Annotated in this window: 14 protein-coding genes; 11 read left to right on the plus strand and 3 right to left on the minus strand. The window is 40.3% G+C overall.

All coding sequences use genetic code 11. The features are described from left to right. Positions 1 to 5 precede the first annotated feature (5 nt). Positions 6 to 185 (plus strand): hypothetical protein, encoded by a 180-nt coding sequence (locus tag L6494_RS19660; RefSeq protein WP_237989429.1) that lies wholly within the window; start codon positions 6 to 8, stop codon positions 183 to 185. Between the two features lie 49 nt (positions 186 to 234). Here the strand turns inward: L6494_RS19660 and L6494_RS19665 are convergent, their stop codons facing one another. Beyond that, positions 235 to 2058, minus strand: coding sequence for an RluA family pseudouridine synthase (locus L6494_RS19665; protein WP_237989431.1), 1824 nt, complete (start codon positions 2056 to 2058; stop codon positions 235 to 237). A gap of 26 nt (positions 2059 to 2084) precedes the next feature. Here L6494_RS19665 and L6494_RS19670 point away from each other — a divergent pair, with 26 nt between their 5' ends. The 9 genes from L6494_RS19670 (at position 2085) to L6494_RS19710 (ending at position 9316) form a co-directional block, all read left to right on the plus strand. Then, entirely contained in the window at positions 2085 to 2849 is a 765-nt protein-coding gene (locus L6494_RS19670; RefSeq protein WP_237989432.1) for a nucleoside phosphorylase, read from the plus strand. 294 nt (positions 2850 to 3143) lie between these two features. Continuing rightward, positions 3144 to 3719 (plus strand): retropepsin-like aspartic protease family protein, encoded by a 576-nt coding sequence (locus L6494_RS19675; RefSeq protein ID WP_237989433.1) that lies wholly within the window; start codon positions 3144 to 3146, stop codon positions 3717 to 3719. Between the two features lie 70 nt (positions 3720 to 3789). Continuing rightward, positions 3790 to 4749, plus strand: coding sequence for a glycosyltransferase family 2 protein (locus L6494_RS19680; protein ID WP_237989434.1), 960 nt, complete (start codon positions 3790 to 3792; stop codon positions 4747 to 4749). A gap of 35 nt (positions 4750 to 4784) precedes the next feature. Further along, positions 4785 to 5873 (plus strand): dTDP-glucose 4,6-dehydratase, encoded by a 1089-nt coding sequence (gene rfbB / locus L6494_RS19685; RefSeq protein ID WP_237989435.1) that lies wholly within the window; start codon positions 4785 to 4787, stop codon positions 5871 to 5873. A 27-nt stretch (positions 5874 to 5900) separates the two neighbouring features. After that, positions 5901 to 6839: a glucose-1-phosphate thymidylyltransferase RfbA gene (gene rfbA / locus L6494_RS19690; protein ID WP_237989436.1), complete on the plus strand. Its 939-nt coding sequence runs from the start codon at positions 5901 to 5903 to the stop codon at positions 6837 to 6839. Positions 6840 to 6864: 25 nt separating this feature from the next. Then, the gene (gene rfbC, locus L6494_RS19695) at positions 6865 to 7410 is read left to right on the plus strand and encodes a dTDP-4-dehydrorhamnose 3,5-epimerase (protein WP_237989437.1); all 546 of its coding nucleotides are present in this window, start codon (positions 6865 to 6867) and stop codon (positions 7408 to 7410) included. Next, entirely contained in the window at positions 7407 to 8288 is an 882-nt protein-coding gene (gene rfbD / locus L6494_RS19700; protein ID WP_237989438.1) for a dTDP-4-dehydrorhamnose reductase, read from the plus strand. Before rfbC ends, rfbD begins: the two co-directional genes overlap by 4 nt. A 234-nt stretch (positions 8289 to 8522) precedes the next feature. Continuing rightward, positions 8523 to 8801: a type II toxin-antitoxin system TacA family antitoxin gene (locus L6494_RS19705; protein WP_237989440.1), complete on the plus strand. Its 279-nt coding sequence runs from the start codon at positions 8523 to 8525 to the stop codon at positions 8799 to 8801. Then, positions 8801 to 9316 carry a GNAT family N-acetyltransferase gene (locus L6494_RS19710; protein WP_237989442.1) on the plus strand — a complete coding sequence of 172 codons (516 nt, stop codon included), beginning with the start codon at positions 8801 to 8803 and terminating at the stop codon, positions 9314 to 9316. Before L6494_RS19705 ends, L6494_RS19710 begins: the two co-directional genes overlap by 1 nt. Before the next feature lie 181 nt (positions 9317 to 9497). Here the strand turns inward: L6494_RS19710 and L6494_RS19715 are convergent, their stop codons facing one another. Beyond that, positions 9498 to 10067, minus strand: coding sequence for a thermonuclease family protein (locus L6494_RS19715; RefSeq protein ID WP_237989443.1), 570 nt, complete (start codon positions 10065 to 10067; stop codon positions 9498 to 9500). A 123-nt stretch (positions 10068 to 10190) separates the two neighbouring features. On the opposite strand from L6494_RS19715, the gene L6494_RS19720 reads away from it, so the two are divergent. Then, a complete protein-coding gene (locus L6494_RS19720; protein ID WP_237989444.1) occupies positions 10191 to 10553 on the plus strand; it encodes an ArsR/SmtB family transcription factor in 363 nt (120 codons plus the stop codon). A gap of 60 nt (positions 10554 to 10613) precedes the next feature. Here the strand turns inward: L6494_RS19720 and psbA are convergent, their stop codons facing one another. Next, positions 10614 to 11696, minus strand: coding sequence for a photosystem II q(b) protein (psbA, locus tag L6494_RS19725; protein WP_237989445.1), 1083 nt, complete (start codon positions 11694 to 11696; stop codon positions 10614 to 10616). Between the last annotated feature and the right edge of the window lie 342 nt (positions 11697 to 12038).

Raw genomic sequence — 12038 nt, forward strand, 5'->3', positions numbered from 1 at the left:
CGGAGATGTCTAATCGTGTTGAGATAGATTCTTACCTAGCAGCAGAGGAAGCCGCTTTTGATGCTATGCCCCAACCCCTACAAACTACTGATCCTGCTTTGTACAATAAGCTGATGGCAGCTAAGTTAGCAAGTCAGAGAACTGTTGCTAATTTGGGCAGTATCGAGTGCAGAAGAGTGGGTTGATCGGATCGCAAAACTGCCCCTATGACGCTGCTTAAGAACTACAAAAAAATTAAAACGGCGTTTCAGTCTGCAAATGAATAGTTGCGTGCCTGTGGGGATGCTGAAAGCGGAGTTCTCTGGCGTGTAAGTGTAAGCGAGTGGCTTCAGCATTGCAACCATATAGGCGATCGCCTAAAATCACCACTCCCAATCCTACTAAAGCATGAACCCGCAACTGATGGGTGCGTCCTGTCAATGGTGCAAACTCAACGCGAGTATATTCTCTTTCCCTCGCCATCACCCGAAAGCGCGTGACGCTGGGTTTACCATGTTCCCAGTTAACTTGCTGATAAGGTCGATTTTGCGGATCTCCCCATAATGGTAATTCAATTAAACCTGTGTCTGTGGTGACAACACCCGCAAGTATGGCTTCATAAACCTTGTGGACTTGTCGCTGTTGGAATTGCTGGCTAAGTTGGCGATAGGTTTGGGAATCACGTGCTACTAAGAGAATCCCAGAGGTTTCTTGATCTAAGCGATGCACCGCCGCTAAATTATCGCCATCAGGTAACAAATTACGCAAGCGACTACTCACGCTGTCTTGAGTTTCCAGATAACGCCCTGGAACAGATAGCAGTCCCGCAGGTTTGTTGATAGCAATCAAATGTTCGTCTTCGTATACACAAGTTATCGAATCACTTTCTGTCCTCGAATTACCCCACCCTAACCCTCCCCTTGGAAAGGGGAGGGAACTAGATTTTCCGGTTTCCCCCCTTTCCAAGGGGGGATTAAGGGGGGTAAAACCTTGATCTAGAAAGAAAATCTGACTTGTGTATACACCGTAGCCCCTCCCCTTGTAGGGGCTTAAAACTCCCCCTTCCCTTGTAGGGAAGGGGGTAGGGGGGTTAGGTCTTAAACCTGCCAACAAAAACCCCATCAACGGCTGACAGCGTTCTGCACAAGCACCATAAAATTCCCCCTGGACTTTATCTTGATTAGATGTCCCATACCAAAATTCCGCCATTGCTAGGGGTTTGAGTCCGTGGGTGGCGGCGTAGTGGAGTAGCTTGGGGGCGCAACAGTCCCCTGTACCTGTGGGTAAACCATCGGGCATTAATTGCTGTAATGATAAAGATTGCCCTAAAAAATTCATCAGGGAGTAAGCGGCGTGCATTTGTGCTTGGAGTTGTCGAGATAGGGCTTTACGCTGTTGTTTGAGTGATTGAATGCGTGTATCTGCGATCGCGATCGCCTGTTTTAACGTTGCTAAAGTTACATCTCGTTGGTGTTTGAGTCGGCGGCGTTCAATTCCCTGCTGGCGGCTTTCTTCGTCTAATTCTTCCAACGCCAAACTTAAGACTTCACCTGTGGATGTGTCACCAAGTTGCTGGCGTTTTTGCTGTCGTTGCTGTTTGGAATTAGAATGGCGATCGCTCATTGCTTGCAACTGTTGGGCAAATTCCCGCGATAAGGTTTCATACTCTTGTCTGGCTGGTAATTGCTTCAGGGTAATGAGTTCTTGCTTAATTGCTTCTAACTCAGCCAAAGTTTTCGCTTCTTGTAAAGCTACTTGTTCTCTCCCAGGAATCGGTGCAACCCAGCCATTAACAACACTTTCACCATTCAATAAACCAGAAAAAGCTTTTAATATTCGTTGTTCACCGGTCGGTAATTCCACCAGTAATACACCATACATTTTACCCTCATGAGAATAACACTCATCTTTGGCTAATTGCTGCATTAAACCGCAGGCGATCGCTTCTACTAAAGGTGTGCGGGGTAGCCTGATTAAATCACCAGTTTGCAGACAACGCCCCTCGTACCAATAGCTAGGAGATTGGTTAACGTCAGTCCAATCATAGTCAAGAAAATCTGCAATCTGATGTAATATCATGCCAGCATCAAAATGTCGTCAACAATATGTCTGGAGAACGTTTCTATCACATTGGCTTTGGACAAAATGATTTAGGTTCTACACCTCCCACGATGACCCTATTATCTGGCGATCCTGAACGTGCGCGTTTGATTGCTTACACTTATTTACAGGATATACGGTTACTCTCAGAAAATCGGGGACTCAATAGCTATTTAGGATACTTACCCAATGGTCGCCCCATTTTATCTGCTACAAGTGGTATGGGTGCGCCTTCCTTAAGTATTGTTGTTAATGAGTTGGTGCAGGTAGGGATTAAACAAATTATTCGCATTGGGACTTGTGGCTCAATTCAACCCCATATCCCCGTCGGTAGTATTGTAATTAGTAGTGCAGCGTTGTGTCGTCAAGGTGCAGCTAATGATATTGCGCCTGTGGAATATCCAGCCGCCGCCGATCCGTTTCTGACGGTGGCTTTGGTGAAGGCTGCACAAGCATTACAGATTGAGCATTATCTGGGGATTACGGCTTCAGTCGATACCTTTTATGAAGGACAAGAACGCACCGATTCCGCCAACCCTTATTTAATGCGATCGCTAAATGGCATAACTGAAGAATATCGGCGGTTAAATATTTTGAACTACGAAATGGAATGCGGCACACTGTTTAAAATGGCGGGAGTATATGGATTTGCGGCTGCGGCTGTGTGTGGAGTCGTCGCACAACGCACCATAACAGAAGAGGTAATCTTATCTCAAAAGGATATGGCTGTGAACCAGGCGATCGCCACCGCTATATATAGCGTTTCCTAATCACATGAAGTATGTCATAGCCCCCTCCCCACTTGCTCTTAGGGGGTTGGGGGTGGGGTTCTTGTACCTCACTAAAGTGAGAACCGCTATATATACCGCCACCAACTGTGATTAACTCCAAGTATTTTTATTGAGTCTTCACTTAAACTTTAATTTACGGCTCAGTAAATATATGTAATATATAAAGTGACCATAATTCTAACCATAGTTAGACGAAAAAATAATTTAAGTTCGTAGTCAGGACTTGAGTACTCATAAAATCGCTAAAAGTAGGGTTTATTTAAAAATAATACAATGATTAATGCTAGCAAGCGGATGATTAAAACTATTAATTTAGCTTTAATTACAGTCCTGCCGACGCTGGTATTTTTAGCATTACACCATCGTGTAACTGCTGAAGATCCAGGCGAATGTTTTATGATTAACTCCTCTGGTAGAACAATTAAACTAGAAAAACTTTGTGGCGTTAACACTGAGAAGAAAATACCTCTTCAGCCAGAAAAAAGAATATTTCGTGTTCCCATCAAACGCCGTCTGGGTAGAACTCCTGTAATTGATGTCACCTTTAACAACAAAAAAACCGTTGAGATGATTCTGGACACAGGTGCAAACAACACCCTGATTACGATGGGAACAGCAAACGCACTGCAACTCAAAACTACGGGAGTCATGACAGCGCAAATTGCCGATGGTAGCCAAATCGAATTTCCCATTAGTACGGTGCAATTGATTGCAGCAGGAGGTGCTGGAGTCCAAAATATAGAAGTAGCGATCGCACCCAAAGCCCCAATCGGATTACTCGGTAATGATTTCTTTGGTCATTATGACATTAAAATTTTAGAAACAACTGTAGAATTCCATCCTCGGTAAAAATATTTCTCTGTGATGTATTAATTTAATTGCTTTCGTAAACCTTTGGGAAATCTGGAAATTCTACTCTATGACAAATCCGCAGCTTTCTATAATTATCCCCATGAGGGACGGTGTTGAAACTTCATGGCTACAAGAAATTTTAAAAGTTCACGGTAGCGTTGAGATTATTTTAGTTTATCCTCCTCATGTCCCCTTCATTCCTATTAATGATTCTCGCCTACGTCAAATTACAAGTCCTCTTCGAGGAGAACTCATTCAAAGAGTTACGGCTTTACTGAATGCGTCAGGAAAATATGTTCTCTCCATTAATTGTGATGAGTATATTCATCATAATATTATTGCCATTGCCGAAGATTATTTTAGTGAATTTCCTGATAGCTATTTCTTTAGATTAAACCAAGTTCAATTTCCCTTTGGTAAATTACCAATTGATAAACCTTGGGATTACCTACCAAATATTAAAAATATTGAAGTTAGAAATCCGATTAAAGAAAAAACTTATTCTGAAGAAGAAAAAAAATATACAATTCGGGAAATTCCCATTACTCCCTTCGATAATAAACTTGACTTTTTCGCGCTTTTTCGAGGACGTAGAGATCAAAGAGGACCTCATCAAGAAAACTTTGATAAAAAAGTTTGGAAAAACGAATTAGTTCAGGAAGCACTCAAGGGTGTTGTATCGACTCTAACTATATTTGGCCCGTTTAAATATATTCCTTTTTGGACAGCTGACCGATTGATGGGATTATCTGTACAGGCAAGATTTTTTGAGCCTGGAAAAATAGCAGGTCATTGGCTACCTTTACCAGAACAACTCCGCACTGAAGACAATCCCCCCAATCAGGCGCGCAAAAATCGCCGTTATGTTTTAGCTGAAATACCACTGTTAAAGCAATTTCCAGGTTTTGGCTATATCTGGAACTTAGCAATATTAGATAGAGGCGGTATTTTTATGGTTTGGTTTCCCAGAGATACACTCAAAAATATTGCCCAAAAATTAGGTTTGAAGAAGTCGAATGTTTCTTAAAAATAAAACATCATAAATACCAAAACTCATCTGATATGGCGAATTTAAAAATAGATGAAATACCAACATTTTTAGTTACAGGTGGAGTAGGCTTTATTGGAGCTAACTTTATTCTGCAAGCTCGACAATCAAAATGGGCTAATATCATTAACTTAGATAAATTAACTTACGCAAGTAATTTACAAAGTTTAGCAGAGTTACAAAATGACCCCAACTATTATTTTGTTCTAGGAGATATTAATAATTACGAATTAGTCCAGTATATACTACAGCAATATCGACCTGATGCAGTAATCAATTTTGCGGCAGAAACTCACGTTGACCGTTCAATTTTTAGTCCCCAAAGTTTTATCCAAACTAATGTAGTAGGAACATTTCAACTATTAGAAGCCAGTAAAGCTTATTGGCAAAAACTTACATCACCAAAACAAGAAAATTTTCGCTTTCTGCATATATCTACTGATGAAGTATATGGTTCTTTAAATCCCACAGATCCAGCTTTTCGAGAAGATACACCCTATGCACCCAATAGTCCCTATGCAGCTTCTAAAGCAAGTGCAGACCATCTCGTGCGCTCTTATTATCATACCTATGGTTTACCAACTTTAACAACCAATTGCTCTAATAATTATGGGCCTCTACAATTTCCAGAAAAACTCATACCTTTAACTATTCTCAATGCTTTAAATGGGAAAACTCTACCGATATATGGTGACGGTCAAAATATCCGAGACTGGCTTTATGTAGGCGATCACTGTGATGCCATTCATCTTGTTTTGAAAGAGGGTCTGATTGGTGAAAGCTACAATATTGGAGGGCTAAATGAACAAACAAATTTAGCAGTTGTGGAAAACATTTGTAGCATTCTGGATGATTTATCACCCAAAGATAATTTTAAACATTCATCTCTGATTACTTTTATTAAGGACCGTCCAGGTCACGACCGTCGCTATGCAATTGACTGTAGTAAAATTAGCCAAAATTTAAATTGGCAACCCAAAGAAAACTTTGATAGTGGTTTATTAAAAACAGTTCATTGGTATCTCAATAACTCAGCTTGGTTAGAATCTGTATGCACGGGTACATATCAAAACTGGATTCAACAAAATTATGAATCTCGATAATTAATTCTACTTTATAAGGATATCAAAATGAAGGGTATTATTCTGGCGGGTGGTTCTGGTACACGTCTTTATCCCTTAACTCAAGTTGTTAGTAAACAGCTTATGCCAGTTTACGACAAACCAATGATCTACTACCCATTATCTGTATTAATGCTGGCAGGGATTAGGGAAATTCTGATTATTTCAACTCCGACAGATTTACCTCTTTTTCGCCGTTTACTTAAGAATGGTAGCCAATGGGGACTTGAATTTAGTTATGTGGAACAGCCTCAACCAGAAGGTTTAGCTCAGGCTTTTATTCTAGGCAAAGACTTTATTAAAAATGACTCAGTATGCTTGATCTTAGGAGACAACATATTTTATGGACATGGTTTAACTGAAGTTCTCAATCGTGCGGCTAGACTCCAGGATGGAGGTTTAATTTTCGGCTATAAAGTAACAGAACCGAAAAACTACGGTGTAATTGAATTTGATCTCTATGGTAAAGCAATCAGTATTGAGGAAAAACCGAAACATCCTAAATCAAAATATGCTGTCCCTGGTATTTATTTTTATGATTCTCAAGTTACCGAAATTGCAGCTAGTCTCAAGCCTTCGGTGCGGAATGAACTAGAAATTACGGATGTGAATTTAGCTTATCTTCGTCAAGGTAACTTAAAAGTAGAAATATTAGGGCGTGGATATGCTTGGTTAGACACTGGGACACACGAATCATTACATCAAGCCTCTAACTTTATCCAAACATTAGAACAAAGGCAAGGCTTTAAAATAGCTTGCTTGGAAGAGATTGCATATAGTCAAGGATATATTGATGCCCGTCAGCTTTCTCAGTTAGCTGAATCAATGGGTAAAAGTAGTTATGGTATTTATCTGCGACAGATAATTGAAGATAATCTGATTACCTCTAGAGAAAATAGAGAATTAACAAGTAGCATCAGTGCCTTAAATGGCCTTTTAGTCCCATAATTTTTTTGAAACCCAGGATTAATTTATGAATGTATTACAGACAGATATTCCTGATGTACTGTTAATTGAGCCGCCAATTTTTGGGGATGAACGCGGTTTTTTTTATGAGAGTTATAACGAAAAAGTTTTTTTGGATAAGGTAGGAATATCATCTCATTTTGTCCAAGATAATCATTCCCGCTCTGTGAAAAATGTTTTACGTGGGTTACATTATCAGATTCATCAGCCGCAGGGAAAACTAGTCAGAGTTGTAGTAGGTTCAGTGTTTGATGTAGCTGTTGATTTAAGAAAAACTTCTGCAACTTTCGGTCAATGGGTAGGTGTGTATCTTTCTGCTGAAAATAAAAATCAACTGTGGATACCGCCAGGTTTTGCTCATGGTTTTTTAGTGTTGTCAGAATCGGCAGAATTCTTATACAAAACTACCGAATACTATGCACCGCAGTATGATCGTACTATTATTTGGAATGATCCTGATTTAGCGATCGCCTGGCCTATCCAAGAAGAACCTGTTGTCTCTGCTAAAGATAAAGTGGGTAAATTATTGCTAGAAGCAGAGGTTTATTCGTGAAAATCCTCTTAACAGGCGTGACTGGACAGGTTGGTTGGGAACTACAGCGCACCTTGATGACTTTAGGAGAAGTGATTCCTGTAGGACGTGAACAGATGAATCTAGCCCAACCAGATACAATTCGTCAGACAATTAGGGAAATCAAACCCAACTTGATTGTGAATGCTGCTGCTTATACCGCAGTAGATCAAGCAGAGTTAGAACCAGATTTAGCAATGGCTATTAATGGGATTGCGCCTGGTGTAATGGCGGAAGAAGCCAAGCATCTAGGTGCAGCGATCGTTCATTACTCCACTGATTACGTATTCGATGGTACAAAAAGTACAGGATATACTGAGAATGATCCAGCCAATCCTCAAAATATCTATGGCAAAACCAAATTAGCAGCTGAAGAAGCGATCGCATCTGTCGGTGTAGATCATTTAATTCTCCGCACTAGCTGGGTGTATGGGTTGCGAGGTAAAAACTTTTTACTAACAATGCAGAGACTAGCAAAGGAAAGAGAAGAAATTAGAGTAGTTGATGACCAAATTGGCGCACCAACTTGGAGTCGCCTAATTGCTGAAGTCACAGCCCAAATTTTATTGCCATCTCTCCAAAATACAGCCGATTTTTTTGCCCGTAAAGGTGGCTTATATCACTTAACATCTAATGGTAAAACTAGCTGGTATGGCTTTGCTCAAGAAATTTTTACATATGATTTGCAGCAGAATGAACGCAAATTGCAGAGATTAATTCCCATTACCTCAGAAGAATATCCCAGTGCCGCTACTAGACCAGCATATTCTCTATTAGACAACATAAAACTGTCCCATACTTTTAAAATAGTCATCCCAGATTGGCAAAAGATTTTAGATTTAGTTCTTGCTTCTAGTTAGTGCTTTTGCCAAGCCTTATAGCGTTTCCTAATCACATGAGGTATATCATAGCCCCCTCCTCGCTTGCGGGAGGGTTAATTAGGAAGATTCACGATTGATGGCGATCGCTAGCCTGCTTACTCGTTTTATATTTGGTTCTGTAAGTAACTTACAATAATTCCCTCATGCTGTTGTCAGGACAATGTGTGTATGATAGCTTAGGTGTTGAGAGTAAAATCTATCTACATTTAAGTTATGAGTCACTCGCCGGAGTCTAGAACCGAAAGGATTGACATCCGTACAAGTCCTAATGTCAAAAAACTATTGCAGCAAGCTGCGGCTGCAAGTCATAAAAATGTCAGTGAGTTTTTGTTAGAACACGGTTTAACTGCTGCTCAAGATGCTTTGACAAATCGTAAAGTATTTGCACTAGATGATGAGCAATGGCAAGCATTTCAAAATGCCCTAGATTCTCCAACAACAGACAAACCCCGTTTGCGTCGTCTATTAACTGAGCCAAGTGTATTTGAGTAATGTCTCTTGATAGTCTATATATAGAAAAATTATCAGCTTCCCAGAATATTCAAGACTTTGATTGTGGGAAACCTGCTTTAAATCATTTTTTAATTAATTACGCTTTACAAAATCAACAGTCTGATAGTTCAAAAACTTATGTAGCCTGTGTAGATAATCATGTAATTGGTTACTACACTCTCACTGTAGCCTCTGTTATTCATCAAGATGCGCCACCTCGCATCATTAAAGGATTACCAAAATATCCTATACCTGTTGCTCTGTTAGCTCGTTTAGCAGTCAGTAAAGATTTTCAAGGTAAGAGAATAGGCAGTGGTTTATTAAAGGACTGTCTCAAGCGTGTCAATGCAGCAGCAGATATTTTAGGTATTCGTGCTTTGCTAGTTCATGCTAAAGATAACCAAGCACGAGCATGGTATGAAAATTTTGATTTTGAACCTAGTCCTACTGACCCTTTACATTTATTTTTAATGTTAAAGGATATACGAAAAATGTTAGCAAGTTTGCATTCATAGCGATCGCTACCTATAATCCAAATCACTTGCACATTCCCCAATTCGTAATACCAATTCTCTAAAATTGACTTGAACCAATCTATTTTGGCAAGAACATAGTTTCTTCTATCTACAGATGGCAGTCGCAATAGGGTAAGCCAGTAAACATACAATGTACTCAATAGTAAGGGATGATTGACAGCTATTTTTTCTTATTCAAACTCCGATACTTCCAAGGATTAACAAATTTAGGATCGCCCCAAATACCAATCTTCTGCTGCTGTGCTTTGGCTTCAGCTTGTTGCACTAATTCTTTACTAGGACATTTATTTAAATAAGGACGATAAACCTTAGCTAATCCTTCCTGGATTAACACTTGTTGGACAAAAGTACCATCTCTTAATCGCACCTCAGCTACTTTGCGTCCATAACGATCGCTATCTGTAATATTCAAGGTAACGCGATCGCCGCTTTGTTTGACCAATTGCTCTAATCTTGCTTGTGCTTTCGCACCCCAACTAAATTGATTGCGATCGCTAACTCTTCTACTAGCCTGCTCTTTCCGGGAATGGGCTATTTCCGGCGCATCCATACAAGCAAAGCGCACCGTGAATTTATTCCCCTTGGCATCCTTAACTGCTAAGGTATCACCATCGCTCACACGTTCAACCAATTCACCAGAAGCACCAAACAAGCGATCGCAGCCCATCAAACCTAAAATGATGAATCCTGAACTCAACAAAATCAGTAACTTTTTGTTTAATTTAGTCATTAGTTCTTCTCCCTGTCACCTGTCACCTGTCCCCTCTCCCCTATCCCCTCTCCTCCTCCCATCAGTTGCTTATAATACTAATTAGTTATTTAATTATTTTGGCACTCACTATTGCATCTGCCTATGCCGAAAAGTAAGCTATCTCCGGGTGATTCAGATATATTTGCGGCGGTTGCTGACTATTTCAAGATGCTATCTGAAGGGAGTCGGTTGCAAATTTTGACTTGTCTGAAGTCAGGGCCGATGAATGTGATGGAACTAACAGAGGCTACAGGTTTAGGACAAGCGAATCTGTCCAAGCACCTCAAAGTGTTAACTCAAGCGGGGATTGTCTCTCGTCAACCAAAAGGTACTAGTGCTTTTTATGAGATTGCTGATCCCATGATTTTTGAGCTTTGTGAATTAGCGTGCGATCGCATTAGTGAACGAATCATACAACAAACCGAAAGTCTCAAAGCTTTGCAGAACATAAAAACAATTTTTTAACCCATAAAAAAACACCCTAAAGTTAGGGTGCAATTTTACTAAGCAGCATGAACGCAGAAACTAGATAGCGATTGAAGGCGCAGCAAGAGCAATTGGTTGAGCTTCACCAGATGCTAAATCTAGAGGGAAGTTATGAGCATTGCGCTCGTGCATAACTTCAATCCCTAAGTTCGCTCTATTTAGCGAATCTGCCCAGGTATCAATTGTGCGTCCTTGGCGATCCAAAATCGAGTTATTGAAGTTGAATCCATTCAAGTTAAACGCCATAGTGCTGATACCTAAAGAAGCAAACCAAATACCAACTACAGGCCAAGCAGCCAGGAGGAAGTGCAAAGAACGTGAGTTATTAAAACTGGCGTATTGGAAGATTAACCGACCAAAGTAACCGTGCGCCGCAACGATATTGTAAGTTTCTTCTTCTTGTCCAAACTTGTAACCAATATTAGCTGATTCTACTTCCGAGGTTTCCCGAACTAGCGTAGAAGTTACCAAAGAACCGTGCATTGCAGAGAACAAAGCCCCACCAAAAACTCCAACCACACCTAGCATATGAAACGGGTGCATGAGGATATTGTGTTCTGGTGAAAACACAATCATGAAGTTGAATGTACCGGAAATACCCAACATCATGCCATCAGAAAAACTACCTTGTCCAATGGGATAAATCAACAAAACCGCAGTTGCAGCCGCAACAGGAGCGGAAAAAGCGACAGGAATCCAAGGACGCATTCCTAAACGGTAGCTTAATTCCCACTGACGACCCATATAAGCATAGATGGCAGTCAGGAAGTGCAAAACAATCATTTGGTAAGGGCCACCGTTGTACAGCCATTCATCCAAAGAAGCTGCTTCCCATATCGGGTACAAGTGCAAACCAATTGCCGCAGAGGTGGGAACAACGGTAGCAGATATAATATTATTCCCGTAGAGCAATGAACCAGAAACAGGCTCGCGGATACCGTCTAAATCCACAGGAGGCGCAGCAATAAACGCCAGAATAAAGACAATCGTTGCAGTTAAAGCAGTAGGAATCAGGATTACGCCAAACCAGCCAATATACATCCGATTGTTTGTACTGGTGATCCAGTTACAAAATATATCCCATAAATTAGAGCTAATACGCTCTTTTACTAGTGTTGTCATATTTTTGAATAAGTGCGAATGGATGTGAAATTGATCGACAAAAAAGTAAAACCAATTCGTAACGATGCTCCCGCCCCGCTCCGCTAACGTAATTAAGAAAGTCAGATGCAGCCTGGGTTTTCAGGGAAAGCATCTGTAGCTTTCTTTCGGGAAATTGGTTTAGTGTGTCGCATGTAAACTATATAACTATATAGCAATAAACTTGTCAAGGGGTAAATTTAAATTTAAGTTTTTTGCTATAGAGCTTATATTTCCATGACCATTACCACTGAGATGATAAAATTACTCCTCAGTTATTTAGTTAATAAATGAGCAAGTCTATCATGACTCAGATCCTTCATC

The organism is Nostoc sp. UHCC 0870, assembly GCF_022063185.1.
GTDB lineage: Bacteria > Cyanobacteriota > Cyanobacteriia > Cyanobacteriales > Nostocaceae > Trichormus.

Bases quoted from the DNA above. Each gene is read 5' to 3' on its own strand.
- L6494_RS19660 (WP_237989429.1), top strand. From the start codon at position 6: ATGTCTAATCGTGTTGAGATAGATTCTTACCTAGCAGCAGAGGAAGCC.
- L6494_RS19665 (WP_237989431.1), bottom strand. From the start codon at position 2,058: ATGATATTACATCAGATTGCAGATTTTCTTGACTATGATTGGACTGAC.
- L6494_RS19670 (WP_237989432.1), top strand. From the start codon at position 2,085: ATGTCTGGAGAACGTTTCTATCACATTGGCTTTGGACAAAATGATTTA.
- L6494_RS19675 (WP_237989433.1), top strand. From the start codon at position 3,144: ATGATTAATGCTAGCAAGCGGATGATTAAAACTATTAATTTAGCTTTA.
- L6494_RS19680 (WP_237989434.1), top strand. From the start codon at position 3,790: ATGACAAATCCGCAGCTTTCTATAATTATCCCCATGAGGGACGGTGTT.
- rfbB (WP_237989435.1), top strand. From the start codon at position 4,785: ATGGCGAATTTAAAAATAGATGAAATACCAACATTTTTAGTTACAGGT.
- rfbA (WP_237989436.1), top strand. From the start codon at position 5,901: ATGAAGGGTATTATTCTGGCGGGTGGTTCTGGTACACGTCTTTATCCC.
- rfbC (WP_237989437.1), top strand. From the start codon at position 6,865: ATGAATGTATTACAGACAGATATTCCTGATGTACTGTTAATTGAGCCG.
- L6494_RS19705 (WP_237989440.1), top strand. From the start codon at position 8,523: ATGAGTCACTCGCCGGAGTCTAGAACCGAAAGGATTGACATCCGTACA.
- L6494_RS19710 (WP_237989442.1), top strand. From the start codon at position 8,801: ATGTCTCTTGATAGTCTATATATAGAAAAATTATCAGCTTCCCAGAAT.
- L6494_RS19715 (WP_237989443.1), bottom strand. From the start codon at position 10,067: ATGACTAAATTAAACAAAAAGTTACTGATTTTGTTGAGTTCAGGATTC.
- L6494_RS19720 (WP_237989444.1), top strand. From the start codon at position 10,191: ATGCCGAAAAGTAAGCTATCTCCGGGTGATTCAGATATATTTGCGGCG.
- psbA (WP_237989445.1), bottom strand. From the start codon at position 11,696: ATGACAACACTAGTAAAAGAGCGTATTAGCTCTAATTTATGGGATATA.